This window comes from Halorussus halophilus (assembly GCF_008831545.1).
Taxonomy (GTDB): Archaea; Halobacteriota; Halobacteria; order Halobacteriales; family Haladaptataceae; genus Halorussus; species Halorussus halophilus.
The window spans coordinates 2,089,181-2,115,296 of sequence record NZ_CP044523.1 but is presented as its reverse complement, the minus strand read 5'-3'; the positions used below and the strand labels follow the sequence as shown (position 1 = coordinate 2,115,296).

Below are 26,116 nucleotides of genomic sequence, written 5' to 3'. Positions count from 1 at the left end.
TGCTCTGTCTCGCCTTCTACAGGCTCACTCTTGCAGTTCGAGATAGCCCAGTGCCTCTAGTTGCTCTTTGTCCACTTCGTCTACGGGGTCCCTGAGCGACTCGTCTTCGCGGTCGAAGAGGTAGTCGGGAATCTCTCTCTGGAATCGCCGAACTACGTCCTGATTGTCGTCGGCGACGTTCTCCGACTCCCTGGGGTCTGTGTCCAAGTCGTACAACTGCACCGACTCGGCGTCCGCGATGAACTTCCAGCCATCCCACCGGCCAGCGACGACCTGCTCGTCGTCCGGTCGTCCGGAACCGAGCGCGACGATCTTGCGCTCCTCGCCCTCGAACAGCGGTTCACCTTCGAAGTCGAACTCGTCCGTCTCGACGCCGTGAAACTGACAGATGGTGGGCGCGAGGTCGAGCAGTTGTCGCTGTTCCTCGACGCGCTCGTCCACAGGCAGGTCGTCGCCCTTCACGAGAAGTGGAACGTGTATCAACTCGTCGTAGGGGTAGTTGCGGTGGAAGTAGTGGCCGTGTTCGTGAAACTCCTCGCCGTGGTCGGCCGAAAAGAGGAGGTTCGTCTCCTCCCAGAGGCCGAGTCCGTCGAGCGCGTCGAACAATCGTTCGAGGTGGCGCGAGCAGTATCGCAGGTCCGAGTCGTAGAGGTCTACGAGCAACTCGCGCTCTGACTCGGTGATTTCCTCGGGAGTAGTTCCTGCGGTCTTCATCAACTCCTTGATTCGGTCCCGGTCGAGTTGCTCGTCGGGGTACGCCGGGTCCGTGTCGTGGACGCCATATGGCCGGTGGGCCTCCATGTAGTGAATCCAGAGGAAGAAGTCGTCGTGTTGATTGTCTCGAATCCACTCGGTCGCCCGGTCGGTCACTCGCTCGGCACTCGTGTAGCCGAGATACTGGAAGTCGTTCGTCGGCACGAGTCGCCGATACGCGGCGTTTATCGGTTCGTAGAGCGACTCGACTTGCCGAAGTTTCGGCCCGATTTTGCTAGCGAATCGGTCGATTCGGTGGCTCACTTGCTCGCCTAGTGACCGGTCCCGATTCGCTTCGTCGTAGTACTCGTCACGCCCCATATCGAGGTTCTCTTCGAACCTGAAGTCCCCATCGACGAGGCCGACGCCGGTTTGGGTGCCGACGACGGCCGTCTTCGTGCCGTGGTTTCTCAGAATCGACGCGATAGTCGGCAGTCGTGCTATCTCGTCGTACGCGAGGAACTGCGACGTTTGGAACGACGGTATCGAGATGCGCGTGTACGGCGCGTTCGAGTACGCCTGCTCGAACGTCGTACCTGCGTCTGTCAGTCGGTCCAACGCTGGCATGGTGTCGCGTTCGTAGCCGTACTGCCCGAGATGGTCTGCCCGTAGTGCGTCTACGGTAAGTAGTATCGTCTGCATGTCCCCTCCCCGAGTCGTAGATGACTCGACAATCCTCTTCGACGCCATCCTTCTAAAGTCCAGTGTTGGTCGGAACTGTCGTTACCGTCGATGTCGTTGACCAACGGCCGAATTTTCACGATTCCCCACGCCCTCTGGCCCCTCCGTAGGTCCATAACCTAACCTTTCTTTACCCTGTGGTCCTGACCTTCGACCATGGTAGAAGCCGGGCAGATAGCACTCACTGTCGTCATGGGGGTCTTCCTCTTGGCGGTCGCCGCGTTCCTCTCTCGCGTCGAGGACTGGCGCTCGTACACGCCCCTCACTGGTGGCGGTGGGTACGTCGGCGAACAGACCGGGCAGGCACATCACGAGAAGCCTGCTGGAATCATCCGCTGGCTCACGACGGTAGACCACAAAGACATCGGATTCCTCTACGGCGGCTACGGACTCTTCGCGTTCGCGTGGGGCGGCATCGCCGTCCTGCTGATGCGCGCGGAACTGGCCGCCCCCGCAGAGAACTTCATCGGTGCGAACTTCTACAACGCGCTGCTGACGACCCACGGCATCACGATGCTGTTCCTCTTCGGGACGCCCATAATCGCGGCGTTCGGTAACTACTTCATCCCGTTACTCATCGGCGCGGACGACATGGCGTTCCCACGCATCAACGCCATCGCGTTCTGGTTGCTTCCGCCCGCCGCACTCCTCATCTGGGCTGGCTTCCCGCTGGCGACGATGACCGGCGGTCAGATTCAACCTGCACAGACGAGTTGGACGATGTACACGCCGCTGTCGGCCGAGCAGGCCAATCCCGGCGTGGACCTGATGTTGTTGGGACTGCACCTCTCCGGTGTCTCGGCGACGATGGGTGCGATCAACTTCATCGCCACAATCTTCACCGAGCGCGGCGAGGACGTCGGCTGGGAGAGCCTCGACATCTTCTCGTGGACGATGCTCACCCAGTCGGGCCTCATCCTGTTCTCGTTCCCGCTGCTCGGGAGCGCGCTGGTGATGCTCCTGCTCGACCGGAACTTCGGCACGATGTTCTTCGCGGTCGAAGGTGGCGGTCCGATACTGTGGCAACACCTGTTCTGGTTCTTCGGCCATCCGGAGGTGTACATCCTCGTGTTGCCGCCGATGGGACTCGTGAGCTTGATTCTGCCACGGTTCTCCGGTCGCAAGCTGTTCGGGTTCAAGTTCGTCGTCTACTCGACGCTGGCAATCGGCGTCCTGAGCTTCGGCGTCTGGGCCCACCACATGTTCTCCACGGGTATCGACCCGCGAATCCGTGCGAGCTTCATGGCGGTGTCTTTGGCCATCGCGGTCCCGAGCGCAGTGAAGACGTTCAACTGGATTACGACGATGTGGAACGGGCGGCTCCGGATGACCGCACCGATGCTGTTCTGCATCGGGTTCGTCTCGAACTTCATCATCGGCGGTGTCACGGGCGTCTTCCTGGCGGCGGTGCCGGTGGACCTCGTACTGCACGACACCTACTACGTCGTGGGTCACTTCCACTACATCGTCATGGGTGCCATCGCGGTCGCTGGCTTCGCTGGCATCTACTACTGGTTCCCGATGTACACCGGTCGGATGTACCAGAAGGGCCTCGCACAGTGGCACTTCTGGCTGACGATGATCGGGACGAACGTGACGTTCTTCTCGATGCTGTTCCTCGGCTACGGCGGCATGCCGCGCCGCTACGCGACGTACCTGCCGCAGTTCACCGACCTCCACCTCATCGCGACGGTCGGCGCGTTCGTGATGGGCTTCGGACAGCTCATCTTCGTCTGGAACATCGTCGTCTCGTGGCTCGAAGGACCGCACGTCGAATCTGCGGACCCGTGGAACCTCGAAGAAGACGGCCTCCGCTCGAAAGAGTGGGCGTGGTTCGAGCGCAAGCGCGAGACGGCCATCGCCACCGACGGCGGCGAAGAGGTCGCTACTGACGGCGGTCAGGACACAGACGACGAATAACGCGGTTGAATTAGCGGTTTCGGTTTTTCGTCTTCTTTGACGCCACGTAGAGAATCCAATTGGCCTGAATTCGGGATTTTCACGAACACACAGCGCGCGCTGACGTGGCTCGTGGTCACGCGAGTAGCGAGGGACTCCGTCCCTCGGACCGTTCGCGCGGCACCACCGCGCGAAGACGAAGCGAGTGTGACTACGGAGGACACGGTTTGTCCTCCGGTGGTTTGAGCCACGTCGAAACCGTGCGAGGGACGAGGCTGGCGAGACGCTTCGCGTCGTTCGAAATCGAGAAACGCAGTCGGTTGGGGAGGCGTGTGGTCGTTTCGGTGCTGTGCGGTCTCTCATCGGTATCGGGAGTAGCTAGCTTCTCGAAATCAAGAGCAAAATCATCAGAACCAGAACCAACGTCCACGGATACAATTTATCTCTGAAGACGGAGGAGCCAGACAGCAACACACTTGAGTTGAAGGTTCTAAACTCGAATCATGTCCACCACGACTGCCAAGCGGCGGGTCAAGGAAAACCCACGGGCCGCCACGGTCGTCCTCTCGATTCTGGGCTACGTCCTCGTCCTCGGGACGTTCGCCGGACTGTTGCCCATCTACCCGGAACTCGAACGCCCGACCGTAGACCTGCTGAGCCACGCCATCGCGGTCGTCAACACGGTCGCACTCGCTTCGCTCTTGATGGGGTGGCGCTGGATTCGAGCGGGCGAGATCCGCAAACACCGCGCCGCGATGCTTACAGCGTTCTCGCTCATCCTCGTCTTCCTCGCGTTCTACCTCACCAAGGTCGGGGGCGGCGGCGAGAAACACATTGCCGCGACCGGCTTGCCGTACTACGCCTACCTCGTGATGCTGGCGATACACATCCTGCTGTCGGTCGTCGCGGTGCCAGTGGTCATCTACGCCGTCGTCCTCGGACTGACCCACTCGCCTGCCGAACTGAGAGAGACGGCACACGCGAAAGTCGGTCGCTGGGCCGCAGGGGCGTGGAGTCTCAGCCTCGCGCTCGGCATCGTTACCTACGTGATGCTCAACCACGTCTACGGGGCCGAGAAGTACGTGCCCATGTTCGTGTCCTCCGTCCCTCTTGTGTAGTCCGCATGAACTAACTCGGTAGAGCGAGACCCACGACCGATGGACGATTCGTGGGCGTACCCCACTTCCCGCGGGCGAGCGCACGTCACGGACGGGAAACTCCACGTCGAGTACTCACTCCCGAGCATGTTCCGTGGCGGACTCCGCGAGAAGTGGACGAGGGCGGAGTGGAAACACAGAGCCCTCTTTCTCCTGTCGATGTACGGGATAGCGAGCCTCTTCGTGCGTCTCGTCCCCGCAGTTCAGGCGTTGCTGGGTCCCGAGCAACCGTCGATGCTACAGTGGCTTTCGCTCGCGGCAGTCGGCGTTCTCGGACTCGTCGTCGCGTGGCAACTCTCCCGGTCGAAGACCCTCCCACTCGACAGCATCGAGGACCTCCAACGAGACAGCACGACCCTACGTATTACCCACGTCGAAGACGGAGAGCAAGCGACGTACGAACTCACCTTTCCGACCGAGACGGACGTGAACGACGCCGTGGAAGCGCTTCGACTGAAAGGCGTCTCCGCGAATCGAGACGTGAACGCGGTCCGCGACGAATCGGCGAGCGGCTACGAGAGCGTTCGGACGCGAGTCTCCGAGACAAACGAGTGAATCCTTCTTCCCTTCAGTCGCCCCGACGCCGATACACGACGACGGCGACGACGAGCGCCACAACCCCGACGCAGGCCAACGCACCGCCGAGAACCAACTCGCCGCGGAATCCAACGAGAAGCAGGCCAATACTGATAGCGAACAGTCCAACCTGCACGAGAACTGCGAGGAGGATGAACTGCTGAAGCGTCTCGGTCGAGATGCTCTGTATCGACTGTTGCAACTGCGGGTCCCGCTCTCCACCGTGTTCTTCCTCGAACGGGTCGAAGAACATCAGTCGAAGAGACGTCCCACAACTAGATAGCAATTCGGTCGGACTTGAGGATAGCAGTTCGGTCAGTCTGGACGAGTTCGCCCACTTCGACTCGACTCAGTCGGTCTGCGGAATCAGCGCAGCACCGACGGCGAAGAAGACGACCGTCAGCACTGCGAGTATCGCGAGATTGAACTGCCAGCCGACGAGCGAAGAGCCGCCGACTCGCATGATTTCCATCTGCGGGTACGTCACGTCCCGAACGCCCCGTGCGAAGTAGGTCAGCGGCGAGAGGCTCATCGCCGGTCGGAACCACGCGGGAAGCAACTCCGGCGTGACGAACGTGTTCGACAGGAAGAGCAACGGGAGCGCGATGGCATTACTGGCCGCAATCACGCCGTCTTGCGAGTCCGCCAGACTCCCCAGCATCGCCCCGAGACCACAGAACAGCGCGACGGCGAAGGCGACGAACACCGCGACGATTGCGAGGTTCGCCGGGCCGAGTGCGAGGTTCGCCGTACCGGTCACGAGCGCCATCAGGCCGAGGATGATGAGACTGGCGATGCCGATGATGACCACGTTGACGAGCGTGTGAGCCAACAGCCACTCCGCGCGAGAGAGGGGCGTCGTCGCCAACTTCTCGAATCGGTTCCCTTCGCGGTGGCGCGCGACGGTCGAACCGACCCGCGAGAGCGGCGTGAACAGCACGACTACCGCGAGATAGCCCGGTAGGTAGTAGCCCGCGGGTTCGGTGAAGAGGCCGCCCCCGCCACCGCCGCCGGGGTTCGTCTGCACCAGCACGGCGAAGATGAGGATGAGGATGACCGGGAAGAAGAACGTGAAGAACACCGCCGTCCGTCGCCTGACGAACGAGTGCCACGCGGCAGTTGCCTCGGCACTAACCCTGCTGGTCGCGGTCATTGCTCACCTCCGGCGAGCGCGACTTCCTCGCGCTCGCTCGCACCGACGCCCGCAGTCGAGAGCGTCCCATCGGCCACCGACTGCCCCGTCAATTCGAGGAAGACGCTCTCCAAGTCGGGTTGTTTCCACGTCAGTGCCTCGTACTCGACGCCGCGGTCGTTCAGCGCGGCGACCACGTCGCCGATGTCCTCGGGAGCGACGCCTTCGACGACTAGTCCCTCGCCGGTCGTCCGTACGCCGAAGTTGCTCGCTTCGAGTGCGTCTGCGCCCGATTCGGCGTTTTCTGGAGCGACCACGAGTCTGCTCTGGCCACCGTACTCGGCCACGAGGTCTGCTGGTGGGCCGACTTCGACGACGCTCCCCTCCGCGAGGAGTCCCACGCGGTCCGCGAGGTGTTCGGCTTCTTCCATGTAGTGCGTGGTGAGGAAGACGGTCGTCCCGCGGTCGGCGAGGTCTTCGATGAGCGACCAGAGCGCCCGACGACCCGCGGGGTCGATTCCAGTGGTCGGTTCGTCCAGAAACAGCACGTCCGGGTCGTTGACGAGCGCCGTCCCGACGCAGGTCCGGCGTCGTTGGCCACCCGAGAGGTTCTCGTACCACGTCGTCCCAGCATCGTCCATGCCGACCTCCGCGAGGACCGTTTCGACGTCGCGCGAGTCGTCGTAGAGGCCCGCGTAGTAGTCGAGCAGTTCGCGCGCGGTCAGTCGTTCGGGTGGGTCGAACGACTGGGGGAGTAAGCCGAGCCCCTCGCGGTCGGCGTCAGTCGGGTCGCTTCCGAGCAACGAGACTGAACCCGCGTCGGGCGTCGTCGTTCCCGTGAGCGCCCGGACGAGCGTCGTCTTGCCCGCGCCGTTCGGTCCGATGAGCGCGAACACCTCGCCCTCGGCGACCGAGAGGGAGACGCCGTCGAGCGCGGTGGTGTCGCCGTACTCCTTGCGGAGTCCGTCGGCGACAAGTACGTCGGTCATAGCCGGAGGTAACGGCGGTTCGCAGGTAAGGAGTTCGGTTCGCGGAGAGTGGACTACTCACTCGACTGCTGTTTGCGCTGTTCTTCCAGCAACGTGCCGCGGCGACGCTCGAACTCCTCGGTGTCAACCAGTCCCCGCGAGTGCGCTTCGCCGAGGCGTTCCAGTCGTTCCTTGACGCTCTTCGGCCCGGAGTCTCTTAGCTCGCCGTCGCCGCTGTCTGGGGTCGCCCGCTTGTGCTGAAATCGCGCGTAGCCGACTGCGCCGTTCAGGTCGTCCTCGTCGAACGCCGTCGGAATCCAGAGGTGATAGCTCGTCTCCGCGAGTTCGAGTTCGATGCGGTGGCGGCGCACGCCGACGTGAACCTCCGCGGCCTGAATCGACTCGTAGTCGAGGTTCAACGACTTGTCGTCCTCGCCGACGCCGAGGTGCAGATACACTCGCTCGTCGGTGAACAGAAAGACGCCGCCGCGTTCGGGGACGACGGTGTCGTCCGGGTCTCCCATCCCGACGCCGCGCTCGTGGCAGTCGAAGCAGTACTTCGGCGACTCCCCGTCGAGAAGGTGGGAGACGATAGCCGTCTGTAACTCCGAGACGGCGTCACCACTTCCCGCCAGTCGTTCGGTCGTCACTGACCAGTGGTCGGCCCGCTCGGCCAACAACGCCGCACGTTCCCGGTCGTCTTCGGTGGGGGTCGCCATGCGCTGTCGGACGAACGTCTGACGCAAACCCAGTTATAGTTATCTCGCGTTATCACGCGTAATAATCCCTCGCTCAGGTGAATCAGAAGTCGTCGCCGCCTGTCGAATTCGCTACCTGCCACCTATCGTCGGCCGCCAGTAGAGCAACCCGACGGTCACGACGAAGACGACGGTTCCGAGCGTGTAGGACCACTCAGTCGCCGCGACTGCGACGGCGGTACCACTTCCGGCGACGCCGGTCACCAGCGTGGCGACGATGGGCCACGTGCAACTCACGCAGGAGAGCAGGCCCAAGATTCCGGAGATTGCGGACCCGGCGGCGTCGAGGACCGTCGCGTAGACGAGATACGCGAGTGCCACGTATCCGACGACTTTGTACGGCATCAACGCGAGTTTGGCGACGCCGCCGGTGTACAACACTGCAGGCCCCCACCCGGGCGGGAGCCACGCGATTCGCCACCCGAGCGCGTGTTCGGGGTGTGGGACGCCCGGTCCGAGTAGCCCGCCGAAGTACGCCAGCACGAGGAAGTAGCCAGTGGCGACCGCAACTCCGACGTATCTATCTCGCTCGCTGTTTGCCACGGGCTTCGTCTTGACGATTGCCCAGATACCGACGTTCAGCCAGACGAACGGATAGACGAGGTAGCGGAACTCTTGGACGCTGGCGTCCGACAGCAGGAGGTACGCGATGGTCAGAATCAGTTCGGTGTTGAACAGTAGTCCCGCCCACAGCACGGTGTCGCGGTCGGGTCGAAGTCGGTCGATGTCGAGGGTGAAGGTCGAACTCATGGTCTCGGTCTCCCACTCAGACGACGAGCGCGTCGGCGACGACCGCGAGCAGTAGCGCGCCGAGGTACGCGTTCGACGCGTGGAACGACCGGAACGCCGCCCGCTCGGTTCGCTCGCGGTGCAGTCGAACGACCGCCCAGAGGAAGACGGTGCCGAAGACGACGCTCGTCGCGGCGAAGAGCCACCCGAGCGTCGTCACCGTCGAGAGCAGACTCGCCGAGAGCAACGTCGCGCCGAGCCACAGCAGGATGTGTTTCCGGGTGACTGCCTCTCCGCGGACGACTGGCATCATCGGGAAGCCGCCTCGCGCGTAGTCGTCCTTGTACGCCAGCGCGAGGTTGTAGAAGTGCGCGGGCGTCCACATGAAGATGACTCCAGAGAGAACGAGCGCCGGGACGCCGACGTCGCCGGTCACGGCCGCCCAACCAATGAGTGCCGGGAGCGCGCCAGCGAAGCCACCGATGACCGTGTTCTGGACCGTGTTGGGCTTCAACATCAGCGTGTAGACGACGCTGTAGAAGAAGATGGCGAACAAGCCCAGAATCGCCGCCAACACGTTCACGGTGAGGAACACGCCGACCGAGAGCGCGGCGAGCGCGAACCCGAAGACGAGCGCGTTTCGCACCGGCACCTGATGGGTCACTGTCGGCCGGTCGTTCGTCCGGGACATCTTCTCGTCCACGTCGCGTTCGAGGACGTGGTTGAAAGTGCCGGAGGCACCGATGGAGAGGACGCCGCCCGCGAGCGTGGCGACGACAGTCTCGACGCGGAGTGCAGGTCCGGCAGCGAGCGCCATCCCCGCCGACGCGACGAGACAGAGGAGCCACATCAGTCGCGGCTTCATCAGTCGGAAGTAGGCGTTCGCAGTCCGTTTTACGCGGTCGAGTGCCGTCGTCGGTTCGTCGAAGGTCGGTGCGGGGCCGTCTTCGGAGAGCGGTTCTGGCTCCGCGAAGCCGGTCGGGTCGTCGGGCGTCTCAGGTTCTAGCGTCCACGCGAGCGCGAGGACGACGCCGGAGAAGATTGCCATCCCGACCAGCAGGTGAATCGCCGAGAGGGTCGCCACGCCGCCGGTGGTCGCCGCGAACGCGCCGAGGCCGATTTGCACGGGGTAGAGCGCGGCCGCGAGACCCAGTGAGAGTCGGACGCGGCGACGGTCGGCGTCTCGCCAGCCGACGACCAGCGTCGCGAGGAGGAGGACGCCTACGGCCATCGCGGCGACGCGGTGGCCCCACGCGATGGCGAGTTTCGGCTCGCCGAGTTGGGGGAGCCACTGGCCGTTACAGGCTGGCCACGTCGAGCAGGCCGCGACGGCGTCGGTCAGTGCGGTCGTCGCACCGACGACTACCAGCAGATAGACGCCGACTGCCGTGGCCGCGAGGAGCGTAGAGAACCGCCGAGAGATCGTCTGTCCGGTCACGCGAATCAACTACGTTGTCTTTCCGTCTCGGCGTATTTAGAACAACCGACTCAGACTCGGTGCGTGACCGGGTTGCGGACCCGCCAGTGTTGGGTTGCGGACCCGCCACTGGCCGGAGACGACCCGCGAGTGGTCAGGTTGGGCGGCGCGAGCGAAGAATACGGCCAGTGGCAAGTGGAAAATACGAAGGAAGGCGAGCGGAAACGCTGTCGAGCGGAGCAGGCGAAATACTGCAGCCAAACACCAAAGTCAGCAAGTTTTTATGCCAATCGTCCTAATCCGCAACTAGTTATGGATTCCAAGCGGACAGCGTTGACAACGCTGCTGGGTGTCGCCCTGCTCGCGGTCTTCGCGGACCCGGCGCTTGCTCAGGGGTACGACTCCACGACCGAACAGCTCATTCGGTCGCTCAACACCCAGTTGCTCTACATGGCGATTCCCATCACGGTACTCGTAGAAGGTATCCTCATCTACACCGTGTGGAAGTACCGTAAGAACGACGACCCACAACCGACCAAAGAGAACCGACGGCTCGAAATCTCGTGGACCATCGCCACCGCACTGGTCCTGCTCGTCGTCGGCTACGCCTCCTACGGCGTGATGGCGAACGACTACGTGACGAACACGCAGGACGGCAACAACATCGAGACCAACGGCGACGCCGTCGTCGTGGACGTGACCGCCAAGAAGTACCTCTGGGAGTTCGACTACCCCGAACAGAACGTCAGCACGACTGGGACGCTCGTGTTGCCGAAGGGCCAGAACGTCTATCTCAACATCACTTCGACCGACTGGCTCCACGCGTTCCACGTCCCCGAGTTAGGGCTCAAACAGGACGCCGTTCCCGGCCAGAGCCACGTCATCAAGACGAAGATAACCAGCACGGGAACTTACCAACTGTACTGTGCTGAGTACTGCGGCGTCGGCCACTCGAAGATGCTCGGCGAAGTGGAGGTCAAGTCCCAGCAGGGCTACCAGAACTGGCTTCAGCAGCAGAGCAGTTCCAGCGGCGGAAGTTCGAACAACAACTCTAGCTCGAACAGTTCGAGTCTCTCGAGTTCCGGTCTCGCACACTGATAACCTTCTTTTCCGCTCGATTCCTCGTCTCGTAGTCGAGAGACTCCCGTTCGGACCGACCGCCAGTCGGCAGTCAGTTCCGGACGCGTTCAGGTGGCTTTTTACTACTCCGCTCGCTACTCTCACCGTATGACAGTAGCGGACGATTCATCGGAAGAGCACGGCCATCACCTCCCGGCCGTCGAGGACTGGCCTCGCGGGTTCGGCGAGGCGAGTTGGTGGCCCTTCATCACCGCCATCGGTGCGGCGGGCGTCTACGTCGGAGCGGCGTTGTTCCTGCTCGCGCGCGGCGAATCACCCATCGTCACCCCTGCGGCCGGTCCCGCGGTGTTCATCGGCTCTGTGGGCCTGTTCCTAATCGGCCTGTACGGGTGGGTCTACCACGCGTTCGTCAAGGCGTTCTGGAGTTCCGACGGCCACGGCAGTAAGGCACTCAGATGGGGCATGGTACTGTTCCTCGGGTCAGAAGTAGCGACGTTCAGTGCGGGCTTCGTCTACTACGCGTTCATCCGCGTCGGCGAGTGGTCGCCCGAAACACTCGGACTGCCTCACCTACTCGGTTCGCTGGTCCTCATCAACACCGCACTGCTGGTGCTTTCGAGCATCACGCTCCACTGGGGCCACGTCGAACTGAAGAAAGGGAACCGCAAGAACTTCCTCATCGGCACGGGCGCGACGCTCCTGCTCGGCATCATCTTCATCGGCGGACAGGTGCTCGAATACTACGAGTTCATCGTCAACGACGGCTTCACGCTCACCGAAGGCATCTACGCCTCGGCGTTCTTCGGCCTGACCGGCCTACACGGACTCCACGTTTCGATGGGCGCGGTGCTGGTCGGCATCATCTTCGTGCGCGGTCTCTACGGACAGTACTCCTCGGACCGCGACGTGTCCGTCGAGACGGTCTCGATGTACTGGCACTTCGTTGACGCCGTTTGGATCTTCCTCGTCGTCGTGCTGTACGCAGGCGCGGAAATCACGTTCTGAGCGGCGAACAGCGTTCCTTTTTTAAAGAAGAAGTTTCCTCAGCGAAGCCAGCGAACGAGTCGCACCAGTAGCGACGTGGCCGTTCCGATGCCGGGAATCTTCGAAGAGAGCGCGGCCGCGCCGAGGAGCAGCATCCCGCTCTTCGTCCGGCCACGGGCGAACGCCAGTGCGGCGTCGATTACCGTCGAGACGGTACTAAGGTTCTTCAGCGAGTTCGCGTTTGCGTTGACTGTCATTGGCCTTCGACCAGAGTTAGCGCTCCACGGGGAAATAGAGCAGGCTTGCTCGGGCAAGTCCGATAGAAGGGTAAGCGACTCAGCGCTCGACTTCCGGTTCGTCTACGACGCGCCCGCGCTGGGCGTCGAGTCGCGAGGTCGTCTTGGCGTAGACGTGGTCGAAGATGTCGTCTACGTCGAGTCCGGTACGCTCCTCGGCGGTGACGACTGCCTCCGCGACGCGCTGTTCGGCCCACTCGTGAACTTCGTCGTCCGCTTCCTCCGACCAACCGTGGGCGAGTTCGAGGTAGTCGCGGGTCCGGTCCACGGGGTCTCGTTTCGCCCACTCGTCTACCTCCTCGTCGTCACGGTAGACCGAGGGGTCGTCGGTGGTCGTGTGCGCGCCCTGTCGGTAGGTGACCGCTTCGATGAGTCGCGGTCCCTCTCCGGCCTTCGCGCGTTCGAGTGATTCCTTGACCGCTCGGTAGACCGCCAGCACGTCGTTGCCATCGACGCGGATGCCCTCGAAGCCGTAGGCGTGGGCCTTCTGTGCGATGGTCGCCGCGGCAGTCTGGCGCTCGCGGGGGACCGAGATAGCCCACTGGTTGTTCTGGCAGAAGAACACCGTCGGTGCGTCGAAGACGCCCGCGAAGTTCATGCCTTCGTGGAAGTCCCCTTCGCTGGTCGCACCGTCGCCGAAACTGACCAGCGCCGCACAGTCGTCTCCCTTGTAGTCTGCCGCCATGCTGATGCCGACTGCGTGGGGTACCTGCGTGGCGATGGGTATCGCTGGCGGGAAGGTTCTCAGCGTTTCGGGGTCTTGCTGGTCTACGTAGTTGCCTTCGCCCAGCAGGTAGACCAGCACTTCTTCGAGCGGGAGTCCGCGAGCGAGATACATCGCGTGGTCGCGATAGGTCGGGAGACAGTAGTCTGCCTCCGCGAGCGCGGCGGCCGCGCCCACCTGTGCGGCCTCTTGGCCTTGGAGGGGTGCGTACGTGCCGATACGACCCTGCCGGTGGAGTTTTACTGCTTTCTCGTCGAATGTGCGGGCCAGAACCTGTAGACGGTACATCTCTTCGACCGTTTCGGCGGAGATGTCGAGGTCCTCTTCCTCGACGGTGCCGTCCGGGGCGACGACTCGCGTCATATCGGGTGCCTGAATTGCCATGTCGTCAATCACCGACTGTCTGTTAGTCAAACGGTATCCTCCGTAATAAAGAGTCGCTGGGGCTCGAAAATCCCGAAAGAAGAACAGTCTGCTTAAAAACCTAATTATGAATCGGGAACGTATCTCCCACAGTTAGTGGCAAAAATTGAAGAATCGTCGGAGGTTTCGATTCGAAAAACTTACGCGCGTTCCGCGTGTATGTGAACATATGACACAGTGGATTGGACAAACGTTCACGAGTGACGCCGGGTGGAATCATTTAATTGACCTCGTGAACGTCGGCAATCGAATGGCGGGCAGTGAGGGCGAACGAGCGTCGGCGGAACTGACCCGCGACGCACTCGAAGCAGTCGGCGCACGGAACGCACGATTGGAGGAGTTCGACATTCAAGGGTGGGCACGCGGAAGTAGCGAGATTCGCGCGGGAGACACTACACAGGATTGCATCGCGCTCCCGCGCAGTCCAGACGAGGACGCGACTGGCGAACTCGTAGACTTGGGCTACGGCCTGCCGGAAGACTTCGAAGAAGCCGACGTCGAGGGGAAGGTCGTGATGGTGGCGACGAACGTCCCCAGCCACTACGACCGGTTCATCCACCGCCGCGAGAAGTACTACTACGCCGTCGAAGGCGGCGCGGCCGCGTTCGTCTTCAAGAACCACGTCGAGGGCTGTCTCCCGCCGACCGGAAGCGTCGGTACTGCCGGGGCACCAATCGGCGACGTTCCGGCGGTCGGCGTCAGCAAGGAGGTCGGCGCACGAATCGCACGCCGGTTCGACGGTGAGGAGGTCGAGGTAGCTGTCGAAGCGGACGTTCACGACGCGACGAGCCAGAACGTCCACGCCGAACTCGGGCCTGACACCGACGAGGCAGTACTCGTCACGAGTCACGTGGACGCCCACGACATAGCGGAGGGTGCGATGGACAACGGTGCGGGCACGGCGATGGTGGTCGAGATGGCCCGCGCACTCGCAGAACGGGAAGACGAGTTGGACACTCAGGTCCACTTCATCTGCTACGGCGCGGAGGAAGTGGGGTTAGTCGGCTCGGAGTACGACGCGGAGAACGCGGAGTTCGACGGCATCAAAGCCATCGTCAACAACGACGGCGTCGTCCGCGGGCGCACGCTGACGTTCTTCACGCACGGTTTCGACGCGCTGAAGCAAGCCGCCCGAGACGTTGCAGACGACTTCGAGCATCCAGTCAAGACGATTCCCGAGCAAGGTCCCCACAGCGACCACTGGCCGTACGTCCAGTGGGGCGTGCCGGGCTACCACGTCATGAGCGAAACCGGCGACGAGGGCCGTGGCTGGGGCCACACCTACGCGGACACGCTCGACAAACTGGAAGTGCGGGACCTGCGCGAGCAGGCTATCTTGCTGACAGAGCTGACCGTACAGGTTGCTGACGAGGAGTTCGAGGTGGCGCACAAGGACCCCGAGGAGATCGCCGAGGCACTGGAGGATGAGGACCAAGCCAAGGGCATGAAAATCACCGGGGACTGGCCCTACGACTTCTAGGCGACCCCCGGAAATTTTGGATTCCTCTCCGTTACAACTGCCGAACAGTAGAATTGTAAGCTCTGATTGCGTTGGAAATATCGTCTGTAACCCACAGTCTGAGCTTACTCTCCGCGGTCACGGCTTCCGTATCCTTTTCAATGATAGCGACAGAAGAGAGGAGCAATGAGTAGCGCGCACGACGAATCCACCGTCGGCGTCGTCGGTGAGGGGTCGCTCACGGAGTGCGTCCGCAGTGCCGTCGAAGCCGCCGGACGCGACCCGCTACACGGCTCAGCCGCCGACGTAGTCGCCGCCGGGCCAGAAGCCGTCCTCGCGGTCGGGGAGTCTCCACTCCTCGAACTGGTCCGTGAAGGTCTCGACGCGCCGGTGCTTCCGATCGCGGCGGGGCCCGGATACGGAGGGGTCGCCGAAACCGAAGCCGAGCGAGCGGTCGAATCGCTGCTCACCAGCGGGTTCGAAACCGAACCACGAGCGACGCTCTCGGTCTCGGTCGGCGGCGAGTTCGCAGGCCGCGCGCTCGCGGACGTGACGCTCGTGACGACCGAACCAGCACGCATCTCCGAGTACGCCGTCCGCTCGCGCGGCGAACGCGTCTCCTGTTTCCGCGCGGACGGCGTCACCGTCTCCACGCCGACTGGAAGCCACGGCTACGGTCGAAGCGCGGGCGGACCGCTGGTCGAACCGGGAACCGGCGTCGTCGGCGTCGTCCCCATCGCGCCGTTCGCGGTGAACGTAGACCACTGGGTCTTAGACGCCCAACAGCCGGTGACGCTCTCGGTCGAACGCGACGAGGGCGAAGTATCGCTGTTGCTGGACGACCGGAGCGTTCGGCAGGTGCCGCTGAACGCACCGGTCGAACTCGTCCACGGCGAACCACTCGACGTGATTCGCGTCCCAGAGAGCGGTGACTTTTTCGACCGGTGACAGCGCGACCGAGTCGAACTCCTCGGCGCGATGGAAAGGATATAATACGCCGCCTTTCCGAGTATGAAGTATGCAACCGCTGTCACTGTTGGGACCCATCGACGCGGTCCTCGAAACACACATCCTCGACAAACCGCTCATCCTGTGGGTGATACTCGGTCTCGTGGTGGTGAACTTCGGAACGCGCTTCTTCGCGCAACGAAGCTACCGGAAACAGGCCAAAAGCGACGACCACGACGAACATCTGAGCCGTAACGTGGTCCACGAAGTATCGAACGTGCTGCTCGTGCTGGCGTCGTTCTACTTCCTGACGACTCACCACCACGCAGGCATCGTCCTCTCGTCGCTCGTGCTGGGACTGTTCATCACGGACTTCTTCGAGTTCGAGGCGCGCGAGGTCGAACTGCGCAACGGCGAGGCGTTGAGCAAGCCGAACGGCGCGCTCGTCGCGTCGTTCGTCGTCTTCCTCTACGCGGGCTACCTCAGCCTGTTCTTCCTCGTCGAACCGCTCTGGAACGCCGTCATCTGAGCGTTCGACCGACCTTTTTCTCGGCTCGACGCGCGAGTAGTGCGCGTCGTCGCCCGATTCTGCCGGAGCGTAGTGTCGGCTCTCCCCGGGCGTCACTGTTCGTGGTGGTCGTTCTGCGGTACGAGGTAGCTCACTGTTCGGTGCTGGGGCACTGTCGCTGTCCCGCGCTCCTACTACGTTCTCGCTTCGGCGTCCCGATTACTCGCCTCCGCGTGCGCGGCTTCGAAGTTCCTCACTCACGACCTACCAGACCGAGACTACGGTCTGCACGAAGCACCTAGACGACGCGAGCAAGAACTGGACTCCGCCGAAACTGAGACACAGCTACCCACGAAGGGAGAACGAAGAGAAAGAACGGCTTATCGCGCGGCGCGAAGCTGCTGGAACGCCGGGATGACGACCCAGAACGCGAGGATGCCGAAGATGATGAACCACGCCATCACGCTTCGGAGCATGATAGCGGCCTGTCCGTAGGCGTCGAGTCCCTCGGGAATCGCACCCCAGAGCTGTGCGTCTTCGAAACCGGGCGTGGTGTACCAGCCCGACAACACCATCCAGATGAGGCCGCCACCGGTCGCGATGGCAGCCCCTTTCATGAATTCGTCAGCCATTATCTGAAGGTTCGTCGCTGCCGTCTTTAGGTTTTCCCATTCCTTCGGCGCGGAAGCGCGTCGAGAACGCGTACACCAGTGCGCCCGCCGAAATCATCGCCACGCCGAGCAGGGCCAGCGGGACGTTCACGTCGGCGAACGAGAGCCCTGCCTGTCCGGTCGCGGTGTCGAGGACGATGAACCCGCCGACGACGAACGCGACGGCGAACATCGTCGAGAAGACGGTGACGACTTTGTAGATGCGGAGCGGGACGACGACTTCGCGCGCGCTACGCTCCCCCTCGCTGTCGTGGTCGTCGTCGGAAGAAGAAGCCATGAAGAACGTAAGTCGTTACTTCGGCGGTCGAAGCCGGTAGTACCGCTGGTTGAGGTCGAACATGTACCCTTCGCGCATCGACTTCAACACCGCGTAGGTGATGGTGCCGCCGATGATGGGCAGCAGGAACGCGAGGTCGAAAGTCAGGTGTGCGTCGATGGGCAGCAGGTTCTTGATCGACAGCGCGCTGATGGTAACCGCGAAGACGACGCCGGACATCCCGACGGCCGCCCAGAACGGTTGCTCGACGGGTCGCCGCGCGCTCCCCTTGTTCAGGAACGGCACGATGGCGATGAAGCCGACGACGACGACGTTCGCCATCACGCCGTACGTTCGGTCGGCCATCAGCTTCTCGCCGCCCAGAATCGCCAGTTCGGGGTTGAGCGGGCCGAGCTTCAGCAGGCCGAACGACCAGTAGAGATACCAGTCGGGCAGGATGACCGCCGGGGTCGAACTCGGGTCCGCCGGTGGGCCGAGGTGCGGCGGGAGCGTCGCCGAGAGGAAGATAATCATCCCGACGAAGAAGCTCGTCAGCGAGAGGTTCCGAATCATCTCGTGGGGCCACGTCGGGAACGCCAGCACGTCCCGTTCGACGTAGCTCGATTCCTGACGCAGGTCTTGGTCCTCGCGCCGCGCTCGCTCGAAGTATTCGTAGGTCAGCCGGGAGAGCCCCTGCGTGCGCTCCTTACGCTCGCTCCACGTGGGCGTCTCGTCGTCCGGCGGGACGATACCAGTACCGCCTCCGTCCGTCTTTGGTTCGTTGTCTTCGTCTGTCATGGTCTTAGTGGGGTTCCGCGATGCCCTGAATCCACACGATAGCGATGTGTAGTCCGATGAGGGCGGTCACGACGAAGGGCAGGAAGAACACGTGCAGGATGTACATCCGTTGCAGTGTCGCCGCCCCGAGGCTGAAGCCACCGAAGATGAGTTGTGCGACCCACTCGCCGATGAGCGGTATCGAGAGGCTCATCTCGACGCCGATCTGGCCCGCCCAGAACGCGAGTTGGTCCCACGGGAGCAGGTAGCCGGTGTACCCGAACACCATCGTCAGGCTGATGAGGATGATGCCGAGCAGCCAGTTAAGCTCTCGCGGTTCCTTGTACGCACCCGTGAAGTAGACGCGCAGCATGTGCAGGAACACTGCCGCGACCATCACCTGTGCCGACCAGCGGTGAATCGACCGGAGCATGAACCCGAAGTTCAGGTCGGTCATGATGAACGCCAGTTGGTTGTAAGAGACTGACGGGTCTCCGGCGGTCGATGGTGCGTAGTAGAACCCGAGTAAGGCCCCACTTATCGCGGCCACGACGTACGCGATGGTCGAGAAACTCCCGAGCGCGTACAGCGGATACCAGTACCAGAACTTGTTGTCCAAGTTGTACTGCTCCGTGTGGCTCTTCGGCATCTGCATGTTGACCCGGTAGTAGAGGGTCTCCAAGATCTCCAGATAATCGACGATGCGGAACCGACGGTCCATCCAGATGAGTGCCGTGAGGAACGTCGTCTCGACAGGGGTGAGATTCTTCTCTTTCATCCACCCGCCGTGGTCGTGTTCGTCTTTAGGCTCCAAACTCATCGTTACTCACTCTCCGGTCGCGGGAGCGCGACGAACGACTTCTTGATGACGTTGAACGGGTCGTACACCGACTGGTGGCACTGACAGTAAATCATGTCTTCCGCACCAGAGCCAGCGGAGCCAGCCAGTCCCTTGAACGACGGCACGCAACAGAAGTGCGTACACTTGTTCAGGTTACCGATGAAGCCTTTCTCGGTACTCGCGTTGATCCACTCGTCCTGTTTCGCCATCTTCTCGACGTTCGTCGAGCGGATGACCTGGACGACCATCGTGTTCGCCGGTGGCACGTCTTGGGACCGCCACGTCGCCAATGCGGGCTTGCCAACGCCGCTACTGCCGATGCCGTTGCCCCACGACTCGTAGTCTTTGAAGTCGTCGATGTGGACCTTCTGACCCTTCTCGACGGTCTCGTTCTGCCACTCGAACTTCGAGTTGCCGACGTAGCGCAGGAAGTTGTCCTGGTCGGCCTCGGGTGCGACGCCGGGGTACGTCTGGACGCCGCAGTACTGGAACCACTCGCTGGAGTAGGTGACGCCACCCATGTTCGTCTCGGCCACCTTGATGGTCCGACCCTGCTGGGTCTTCTCTTTGACTTCGGGCCAGACGCCCTTCAGGTAGCCTTCCGAGTCGATTTCGATAGGTACCTGCGGCATCCCGCGCGGTGCGGGGCCGGCCGTGTTCTCCATCGCCATGTACTCCGTGATACCGCCACCACTACCGGAGGGTGCCGTGGCGGAGTTGAGAGCCGTCGCGGCACCGGTCCCGATACCTGCGAGGGACGCGCTGCCGACGACGCCTTTCACGAAGCGGCGACGACCTGTACTCTGTGGATATTTGTCGTCTTCTGCCATGTTTTATCGCTTGTAGTAGGGATACACTGCGCGTTTGAGTTGGTCCCACGCCTTACCCATCGTGTCGCTGTCTTCCAGTTGGTCTTCGCGGACGTAGAGGTCTTCCCACTTGCGTCGGCGCTTCTTGACGACCATCACGTCCGGGAGGAACTCCTTGCGGTACAGCAGGAGGATGAACGCGAGGTCGATGAAGATGATCGCGAGGACGAAGCCGAGGTACATGTTACCGACTGCGGTGTACCCCCAGCCCCCGACCAATCCGTAGGTGAACAAGCCGACGAACACGACCTCGACGACCGTGAGCAACACGATGGCGATTGCCGCCGCGGTACTCTCGCGTGCCGGTTCGTAGCGGTGGATGTCGCCGTACGTTGAGCCTGTGGATGACATTGTTATCTGTTACTCCCGCTTGTGTGGGGCGATTCGCCGTACTTCAGGGTGAAGAACGTGTACACGAGCGAGACGACCATCATCAGGAGGGTCGCAATCCCGACGTAGTGGGCCTGAAACGGCACTCCCATGTGTTCGGGGTCCTGCTCCGCGTGGCCACCGCCGGAGGACGCGCCCCCTTCTTGGACGGTGATGGTACCGGTCATGCCCGCCGTCTTGTGTGGCTGACAGAAGTACGAGTACTCGCCCGTCTGTTGGAACGTAAAGGAGTACTCGTGGCCCGTGTTGTACGTCTTGCTCGCCCCGCCCGCCGTGCCTTCCCAACCCGCGCCGTCAGGTTGGCTCTCGGGGACGACGTTGTGGTTGTCGCCTTCCCAGACCCACTTGACCGTGGTGCCGGGCGCGATAGTCAACTCGGCAGGCTCGAACTTGAGACTGCCACCGGGGCCGACTGCTACTGTCTCCGTCGGGCCGCCACCGCCGCCACTCTGGGGAGCCGACTGGTTGCCCCCCGCTGTGCCGTTCGGAGCGGTCGTGTTTCCGCTCGCCGTTCCATTGGCAGCGGTCGTGGTGTTGCCAGATGCCGTGCTGTTGCCGGGAGACGTAGTCGTCTCCTGCGCACCGGCGGGTGCCGCACCTGCGGCTGTACCACCAGCAACACCGCTGGCTGCCATCAGAAAGTCCCGCCTCTTCATACACTTGGGACTCAGGGCAGGAATCGCTTAAAGCCACCGATGCCGCGGGACGGCGGTTTCGGAACGCTACACCCCCGAGACCGGTCGATGCGAGCGAGCGTCCACCCCCTCTAACCGGCGAATTTGGCGGTGTCTAATCGGCGGCCGCGTTTCGTGGCTAACGTGTCATTCGGTGCCGCGTCCCGCACTCGCTTCTCGGGTTTCGGTACCACTCGCCTCTCTGCTTTCGCGCCCGGTCGCCCCGGACGCGTCACCACTTTCGCTGTCGGAATCGTCCTCGCCTTCGGGAGGACGCTCGTGGGGCAGGGAGTCCACCAACGTCCCGTCCTCGTCGAAAATGTCCGGGCGTTCGCCCTCTTCCATGCCGACTGCACGCAGTCGATTGCGGTACTCTTCGGCGCGGAACCTATCGGAGAGTCGGGCGTTGGCGACCAGCAGGAAAACGAAGCCGCCGAACACGAGGAAGCCGAGTCCGGCGATGAGCGCGGGAACGTAGTTGTCCCAACTCAGGTCGAATATCACTATCGAGGAGAGCAACACGATACCGCCGACGACGTGGGCACCGGCGATTATCTGCATGAGTTGGTTGCCGAGTTGCCCTGAGCCTTCCGGCACTTCCGCAGGTTCGGGTAGCACGTCGCCCTCCGGCGGTTCGGGTACCTCGTAGTCCTCCATCGACGCGAGCGCGACGCTCGGTTTTACGTCTCGGAGGACCGTCCCGCTTCCCTCGACGCCGCCGTCCGGATAGACGACGGCGTAGCCCTCGTCGGAGTACGCGACCAGTCGCTGTTCTCCGTCCTGCTCGATGCGTTCGACGACGGCGAACACGTCCCGGTCGGCCACCCGCGACTTGATGTCGGCTTCGACGCGGTCCAACAGCGTCTCGCCCGTTATCCACGTGTCGGGGTCGAAGGCGGCGTCCCACTCCTCGTAGGACATCTCGGCCATGTCCCGCGGGCCGAAGTCCTCGAAGTCGTACTTCTCTTCGACGCTCTCGCGGAGCGACTCTGCGGACTCCGCGTCGGCGGGTTGTCGTTCGTCCGCCTGTTCGTCCGAGGCGTCGGTCATCGTCCGGAACTCAGACCTGTAGCCGCTTAAGCACCGCGACACATCGACAAGAGATGAGCGCTCGCACTACTATGCTATGAACACACATACCATGGTTTTATGGGTCGGACTCACGTTTGACAAGGTGTGGCAGTGGACTACGTACCCCTACCCGGCGAAATCAATCCACGCGCCCACGAAGTTAGCGTTTAGTTACAGAAACGAGCGACAAGAACACCTACGAAGCGTTCACAACTAGCATCCAGTGTTCGTCCAGGAACGACCGAGAGCGTCACGACCATGACGGGAGACCCGGGAGAAATGTCCGGGAAGTTCGACGAGTGGTTCAGCGTCCTCGCCGACAGAGAGTGTCGGTACGTGCTGTACTACTTCTCCGAGAGCGACACGAGCGTCGCGTCTGTCGCCGAACTCGCCGAACACATCGGTGACCACGACGACTACCATCGCTCGGACTCGGACCGTCTCGAACTCTCATTGTATCACGCCAAACTACCCAAACTGGCGGAGGCCGACGTAGTCGAGTACGACGCCCGGAGTAAGACGGTTCGGTATCACGGCCATCCGATTCTCGAAGAGTGGGTCGGTCAGACCGCCGAAACTGAGTGTCGCGTACTCTGAGTGCGTGCCACGATGAGTTACGACGTGGGCGTACCGACGGAGTTTCGCACGCCTTAATTCGGCGCGTTCCTAAGCCCCGTCTATGGTCAGCGACGCGCTGGTAGCGACAGTGGCCGCCCTCTCGGTGACGGCCAGTTTTCCGTTCTACGTCTACGGCGCGTGGTACATCCTCGACCAAGAGGTCGTCACGTGGTCCGTGCTGGTCCACCACCTGAAGTTCATCGTGGTCGGCCTCCTGTTGACGACGGTGCCGATGGTGACGTGGATGGGGCCGCGCTTTCTACAGCAGTTCGGCAAGGGGTTCGCCGCACTCCACGCCTTCCTCGGCTTGCAGGCCTACGCGATGCTCATCGTCGCCTTGACGGGCATCGTCCGAATCTTCCAGGTCAAACGCGACCACGACCTTTACGCGGAGGACGCCGACCACGACGTAGACATCGGCGAACTCCACGAAAACATGGGCGCGTGGCGAGGGCGACTTCGAGTCGGCGTCGTCGGCTACGTGCTGTTCTGGCTATTGGCGTGGCTGGTCGGCATGGTCCGGTTCGTCTTGCAGTACGTGCTGGCGTGAGGATTGGGAAGACCTATTACAGTCACTTCCTCAAGCGTTCGACAGTGCGACCGCTCCGACTCCGATCACTGCTGAAAGATAGTCTCCGCATCGGTGCTATTCTGCTCGTCCTCTACGCGACCGGCGCGGTAGCCAACGCCATGAGCGAACTTCCGTTCCTCGTGAATGCGGGCGACCTCGTTCGCACGGGGTTCGTCTTCGCGGGCACGAGCGTGGCAGTGCTGTACGTCGTCGTCCGGAGCGTCGCTCTCGGGAGCGCGTCTGGGGGTGACCGCTCCAAAATGGTCGATTCGAGTAGTTTCGGCCGCGAAGCAGTCGTCGTCGCTACGCCAGTCGTCTTCTGGTTCGCGCTCGCCGGACTCGCCACGACGCTCGCAGGCCACAGCACGTTGAATGCCGCAGTCGAGACGTTGGTACTCGCGTCCACGCGTGCGGGAATCCTGACGGTCCTCCTGTACGTCCTCGCTCGTGGAATCGGCGTACTGCAGTCTCCCGAAGTGAACTGAGTACGCTCAGTCCCATGGCTCGCCGCTGGCGAGGTCTACGTCGTGGTCGAGTTTCGAGGACGGACAGATGTCTTCCAGCACGCAGTCCGAACAGTCGGGGTTTATCGCGGTGCAGGTCGCCCGGCCGTGGCTGATGAACAGATGCGTAAGCTGTTGCCAATCTTCTTCGGGCACGAGTGGCATCAGGTCCTGTTCTATCTTCTTCGGCGGTTCTTCCTCGGTGATGCCGAGTCGCCGCGAGAGTCGCTGGACGTGCGTGTCCACGACGATTCCCTCGACCACGTCGTGGCCATGTTGGAGCACGACGTTCGCGGTCTTCCGGCCGACACCTTTCAGCTCTGTTAGTTCTTCCATCGTGTCGGGGACTTCGCCGCCGTACTCGTCGATGATGAGGTTCGCACTGCTGACGATGTAGTCGGCCTTGCTGTTGTGGTAGGTGATGGAGCCGATGTCTTCGGAGAGTTCGTCCACATCGGCGTTCGCGTAGTCTTCGACGGACTGGTACTTCTCGAAGAGGTGTTCGGTCTCCTTGTTGACGCGCTCGTCGGTACACTGCGCGGAGAGCATGACCGCGATGAGCAGTTCGAGTCGGTTGGAGAAGTTGAGTGAAATCGTGGAGTCGGGATACTCCTCGTAGAGCCTATCGAGTACCTCCTCGACTTGGGCTTCGCGTGATTCGAGCTTTGTTCCCATGATGGTGTGATTGTGAGGGGGTTGCTTTGAGAATGGTGATTTGAATCGTGTTCGATGAGTTGGAGTTGGAGATTCAGTAATTGCCACATCAGTGACTACCATTAGAGAGCTAGCTACTCCCGAAACCAAGGAGACCGCACAGCACCGCGAGAGCCACGTCCCTCCCCAACCGATTGCGCGACTCGTTTCTGGAAAACGCGGCACGCCGCGTTTTCCAAGCTCGTTGCTCATCCCTCGCGCGAGGGTTGGCGCGACCACGAGGGGCGCGCCAGCGCGCGCCGTCACTTAAAGTTAGCATCGCGTATGTTTACCAACCGGCGCGTGCGGTCGCGGTCTCGTACCGCGACCAGCCGCGCGAGGTCTTGACGAGCGGATGCGAGTCAAGGCTTGAAGGACGCGGTTTGTCCTTCAGTGGATGAGCGAACGAATGTGAGCGAATCGGATGGGGAGGTCTGTGGCTCATGCGGTGCTGTGCGGTGCAGTCGGTCGAGCAAGTCTCCAGAAGACGTGAGAAATCCGTGCGCTCCGAGCGCGGATTTCGAGCGTCCCTTTTTTGAGCCACATTTTTCGAGGAGTGGTGGCGAGGCGCGCGGAGCGCGCCGTCGCCACCCGACGAGAAAAAAGGTGGACCGGAGAGTTTTAACCACCCGACCGACACCACTCCTGATATGAAAGCGACCGCGAAGGCCCACCCGATTCAGGGCTTGGTCAAGTACCACGGGATGCGCGACGAGGACCAGCGACTCCCCTATCACGACTCCATCAGTCTCTGCACAGCGCCGAGTCACACCAAGACCACCGTCGAGTTCGACGGCGACCTCGACTCGGACACCTTCGTCGTGGACGGCGAGGAACTGTCTGGCCACGCGGCCGACCGCGTCGCCAAAGTCGTCGCTCGCGTGCGCGAACTCGCCGACGCCGACCACGCCCAGTACCCCGTCCGACTGGAGAGCGAGAACTCCTTCCCGTCGAACGTCGGTCTCGGCTCCTCTTCGTCCGGATTCGCCGCGGCGGCGATGGCACTCGTTCGCGCGGCCGACCTCGACCTCTCCCACCCCGAAATCTCGACCATCGCGCGTCTGGGGTCCTCCTCGGCGGCCCGCGCGGTCACGGGTGGGTTCTCGGACCTCCACGCTGGTCTGAACAACGAAGACTGTCGCTCCGAGCGCCTCGAATCGCCGCTCGAAGACGACGTGCGAATCGTCGCGGGACTCGTCCCCGCCTACAAGGAGACCGAAGAGGCTCACCGTGAGGCCGCCGACAGCCACATGTTCGAAGCGCGACTCGCGCACATCCACGACCAACTCGCGGAGATGCGCGACGCCCTGCGCGAAGGCGACTTCGACCGGGTCTTCGAGACCGCAGAGAAAGACTCCCTCTCGCTCGCCGCGACGACCATGACCGGCCCCGCCGCGTGGGTCTACTGGAAGCCCGAGACGCTCGAAATCTTCGACACTGTGCGCGAGATGCGCGAGGACGGAATTCCGGTCTACTACTCCACCGACACCGGCGCGAGCGTGTACGTCAACACCACCGAGGAGTACGTCGAGGAAGTCGAAGCCGCCATCGCCGACTGCGGCGTCGAGACGATGAGTTGGGAAGTCGGTGGCCCCGCCGAAGTTCTGCCCGAAGACGAAGCACTGTTCTGATTCTACGGAACTTCTTCTAACCCCACTTCTAAGCCATTCCGTGCCCTACGAGGGAACAG

General features: G+C 62.4%; 30 protein-coding genes. 12 read left to right on the top strand and 18 right to left on the bottom strand.

Annotation, left to right across the window (positions count from 1 at the left end; translation table 11 throughout):
* Positions 1–24: 24 nt before the first annotated feature.
* On the bottom strand, positions 25–1,395 hold the full coding sequence (locus tag F7R90_RS10485) for a sulfatase-like hydrolase/transferase (protein WP_158057395.1): 1,371 nt from the start codon (positions 1,393–1,395) through the stop codon (positions 25–27).
* Between the two features lie 231 nt (positions 1,396–1,626).
* Between F7R90_RS10485 and ctaD the strand changes: the two genes are divergently transcribed.
* From ctaD to F7R90_RS10470, 3 genes are all read left to right on the top strand, one after another.
* Positions 1,627–3,354, top strand: a complete 1,728-nt coding sequence (gene ctaD, locus F7R90_RS10480) for a cytochrome c oxidase subunit I (protein WP_158058892.1) — start codon at positions 1,627–1,629, stop codon at positions 3,352–3,354.
* Positions 3,355–3,836: 482 nt separating this feature from the next.
* Positions 3,837–4,451, top strand: coding sequence for a DUF420 domain-containing protein (locus F7R90_RS10475; RefSeq protein ID WP_158057394.1), 615 nt, complete (start codon positions 3,837–3,839; stop codon positions 4,449–4,451).
* Positions 4,452–4,490: 39 nt separating this feature from the next.
* Positions 4,491–5,045, top strand: coding sequence for a hypothetical protein (locus F7R90_RS10470; protein ID WP_158057393.1), 555 nt, complete (start codon positions 4,491–4,493; stop codon positions 5,043–5,045).
* A gap of 13 nt (positions 5,046–5,058) precedes the next feature.
* On the opposite strand, the gene F7R90_RS10465 is transcribed toward F7R90_RS10470, so the two are convergent.
* From F7R90_RS10465 to F7R90_RS10440, 6 genes are all read right to left on the bottom strand, one after another.
* Positions 5,059–5,319 carry a DUF7322 domain-containing protein gene (locus tag F7R90_RS10465; protein ID WP_158057392.1) on the bottom strand — a complete coding sequence of 87 codons (261 nt, stop codon included), beginning with the start codon at positions 5,317–5,319 and terminating at the stop codon, positions 5,059–5,061.
* Positions 5,320–5,415: 96 nt separating this feature from the next.
* Positions 5,416–6,219, bottom strand: a complete 804-nt coding sequence (locus F7R90_RS10460; RefSeq protein WP_158057391.1) for an ABC transporter permease — start codon at positions 6,217–6,219, stop codon at positions 5,416–5,418.
* Positions 6,216–7,187, bottom strand: a complete 972-nt coding sequence (locus F7R90_RS10455) for an ABC transporter ATP-binding protein (RefSeq protein WP_158057390.1) — start codon at positions 7,185–7,187, stop codon at positions 6,216–6,218. Before F7R90_RS10455 ends, F7R90_RS10460 begins: the two co-directional genes overlap by 4 nt.
* Before the next feature lie 53 nt (positions 7,188–7,240).
* Positions 7,241–7,885, bottom strand: a complete 645-nt coding sequence (locus F7R90_RS10450) for a hypothetical protein (protein ID WP_158057389.1) — start codon at positions 7,883–7,885, stop codon at positions 7,241–7,243.
* A gap of 111 nt (positions 7,886–7,996) precedes the next feature.
* The gene (locus F7R90_RS10445) at positions 7,997–8,674 is read right to left on the bottom strand and encodes a DUF7546 family protein (protein ID WP_158057388.1); all 678 of its coding nucleotides are present in this window, start codon (positions 8,672–8,674) and stop codon (positions 7,997–7,999) included.
* A gap of 16 nt (positions 8,675–8,690) precedes the next feature.
* Positions 8,691–10,091 carry a heme o synthase gene (locus F7R90_RS10440; protein ID WP_225741141.1) on the bottom strand — a complete coding sequence of 467 codons (1,401 nt, stop codon included), beginning with the start codon at positions 10,089–10,091 and terminating at the stop codon, positions 8,691–8,693.
* A gap of 291 nt (positions 10,092–10,382) precedes the next feature.
* On the opposite strand from F7R90_RS10440, the gene coxB reads away from it, so the two are divergent.
* Together coxB and F7R90_RS10430 are read left to right on the top strand one after the other, a co-directional pair.
* Entirely contained in the window at positions 10,383–11,168 is a 786-nt protein-coding gene (gene coxB / locus F7R90_RS10435) for a cytochrome c oxidase subunit II (protein ID WP_158057387.1), read from the top strand.
* A gap of 129 nt (positions 11,169–11,297) precedes the next feature.
* Positions 11,298–12,155, top strand: coding sequence for a cytochrome c oxidase subunit 3 (locus F7R90_RS10430; protein WP_158057386.1), 858 nt, complete (start codon positions 11,298–11,300; stop codon positions 12,153–12,155).
* A gap of 38 nt (positions 12,156–12,193) precedes the next feature.
* Here the strand turns inward: F7R90_RS10430 and F7R90_RS10425 are convergent, their stop codons facing one another.
* Together F7R90_RS10425 and pdhA are read right to left on the bottom strand one after the other, a co-directional pair.
* A complete protein-coding gene (locus F7R90_RS10425) occupies positions 12,194–12,391 on the bottom strand; it encodes a hypothetical protein (RefSeq protein ID WP_158057385.1) in 198 nt (65 codons plus the stop codon).
* 79 nt (positions 12,392–12,470) lie between these two features.
* A complete protein-coding gene (gene pdhA, locus F7R90_RS10420) occupies positions 12,471–13,538 on the bottom strand; it encodes a pyruvate dehydrogenase (acetyl-transferring) E1 component subunit alpha (RefSeq protein ID WP_394352020.1) in 1,068 nt (355 codons plus the stop codon).
* A gap of 208 nt (positions 13,539–13,746) precedes the next feature.
* On the opposite strand from pdhA, the gene F7R90_RS10415 reads away from it, so the two are divergent.
* From F7R90_RS10415 to F7R90_RS10405, 3 genes are all read left to right on the top strand, one after another.
* A complete protein-coding gene (locus F7R90_RS10415; protein WP_158057384.1) occupies positions 13,747–15,057 on the top strand; it encodes a M28 family peptidase in 1,311 nt (436 codons plus the stop codon).
* A 165-nt stretch (positions 15,058–15,222) separates the two neighbouring features.
* Positions 15,223–15,984, top strand: a complete 762-nt coding sequence (locus F7R90_RS10410; protein ID WP_158057383.1) for an NAD(+)/NADH kinase — start codon at positions 15,223–15,225, stop codon at positions 15,982–15,984.
* A gap of 70 nt (positions 15,985–16,054) precedes the next feature.
* Positions 16,055–16,513, top strand: coding sequence for a DUF7313 family protein (locus F7R90_RS10405; RefSeq protein WP_158057382.1), 459 nt, complete (start codon positions 16,055–16,057; stop codon positions 16,511–16,513).
* Between the two features lie 359 nt (positions 16,514–16,872).
* On the opposite strand, the gene F7R90_RS10400 is transcribed toward F7R90_RS10405, so the two are convergent.
* The 8 genes from F7R90_RS10400 to F7R90_RS10365 form a co-directional block, all read right to left on the bottom strand.
* Entirely contained in the window at positions 16,873–17,124 is a 252-nt protein-coding gene (locus F7R90_RS10400; RefSeq protein ID WP_158057381.1) for a DUF7314 family protein, read from the bottom strand.
* Positions 17,117–17,440 carry a DUF7315 family membrane protein gene (locus F7R90_RS10395; protein ID WP_158057380.1) on the bottom strand — a complete coding sequence of 108 codons (324 nt, stop codon included), beginning with the start codon at positions 17,438–17,440 and terminating at the stop codon, positions 17,117–17,119. The genes F7R90_RS10400 and F7R90_RS10395 overlap by 8 nt, the downstream gene beginning before the upstream one ends.
* A gap of 15 nt (positions 17,441–17,455) precedes the next feature.
* Positions 17,456–18,217 carry a cytochrome bc complex cytochrome b subunit gene (locus F7R90_RS10390; protein ID WP_158057379.1) on the bottom strand — a complete coding sequence of 254 codons (762 nt, stop codon included), beginning with the start codon at positions 18,215–18,217 and terminating at the stop codon, positions 17,456–17,458.
* A 4-nt stretch (positions 18,218–18,221) separates the two neighbouring features.
* Complete coding sequence (locus tag F7R90_RS10385) at positions 18,222–19,016, bottom strand: cytochrome b (protein WP_158057378.1); 795 nt, start codon at positions 19,014–19,016, stop codon at positions 18,222–18,224.
* A 2-nt stretch (positions 19,017–19,018) separates the two neighbouring features.
* Positions 19,019–19,867, bottom strand: a complete 849-nt coding sequence (locus F7R90_RS10380; protein WP_158057377.1) for a ubiquinol-cytochrome c reductase iron-sulfur subunit — start codon at positions 19,865–19,867, stop codon at positions 19,019–19,021.
* Positions 19,868–19,870: 3 nt separating this feature from the next.
* Entirely contained in the window at positions 19,871–20,257 is a 387-nt protein-coding gene (locus F7R90_RS10375) for a DUF7318 family protein (RefSeq protein WP_158057376.1), read from the bottom strand.
* Positions 20,258–20,259: 2 nt separating this feature from the next.
* Positions 20,260–20,952 (bottom strand): plastocyanin/azurin family copper-binding protein, encoded by a 693-nt coding sequence (locus F7R90_RS10370; protein ID WP_158057375.1) that lies wholly within the window; start codon positions 20,950–20,952, stop codon positions 20,260–20,262.
* A 165-nt stretch (positions 20,953–21,117) separates the two neighbouring features.
* Positions 21,118–22,020: a DUF7319 domain-containing protein gene (locus F7R90_RS10365; RefSeq protein WP_225741140.1), complete on the bottom strand. Its 903-nt coding sequence runs from the start codon at positions 22,018–22,020 to the stop codon at positions 21,118–21,120.
* A gap of 279 nt (positions 22,021–22,299) precedes the next feature.
* On the opposite strand from F7R90_RS10365, the gene F7R90_RS10360 reads away from it, so the two are divergent.
* The 3 genes from F7R90_RS10360 to F7R90_RS10350 all read left to right on the top strand — a co-directional run bounded on the left by F7R90_RS10360 (position 22,300) and on the right by F7R90_RS10350 (position 23,715).
* Entirely contained in the window at positions 22,300–22,638 is a 339-nt protein-coding gene (locus tag F7R90_RS10360) for a DUF7344 domain-containing protein (RefSeq protein ID WP_158057374.1), read from the top strand.
* Positions 22,639–22,720: 82 nt separating this feature from the next.
* A complete protein-coding gene (locus F7R90_RS10355; RefSeq protein WP_158057373.1) occupies positions 22,721–23,209 on the top strand; it encodes a DUF7321 family protein in 489 nt (162 codons plus the stop codon).
* Between the two features lie 44 nt (positions 23,210–23,253).
* Entirely contained in the window at positions 23,254–23,715 is a 462-nt protein-coding gene (locus F7R90_RS10350; RefSeq protein ID WP_158057372.1) for a hypothetical protein, read from the top strand.
* 6 nt (positions 23,716–23,721) lie between these two features.
* Here F7R90_RS10350 and nth read toward each other — a convergent pair whose 3' ends face one another.
* Positions 23,722–24,408 (bottom strand): endonuclease III, encoded by a 687-nt coding sequence (gene nth / locus F7R90_RS10345; protein ID WP_158057371.1) that lies wholly within the window; start codon positions 24,406–24,408, stop codon positions 23,722–23,724.
* A gap of 668 nt (positions 24,409–25,076) precedes the next feature.
* On the opposite strand from nth, the gene mvaD reads away from it, so the two are divergent.
* The gene (gene mvaD, locus F7R90_RS10340; protein ID WP_158057370.1) at positions 25,077–26,057 is read left to right on the top strand and encodes a phosphomevalonate decarboxylase MvaD; all 981 of its coding nucleotides are present in this window, start codon (positions 25,077–25,079) and stop codon (positions 26,055–26,057) included.
* Positions 26,058–26,116: the final 59 nt, after the last annotated feature.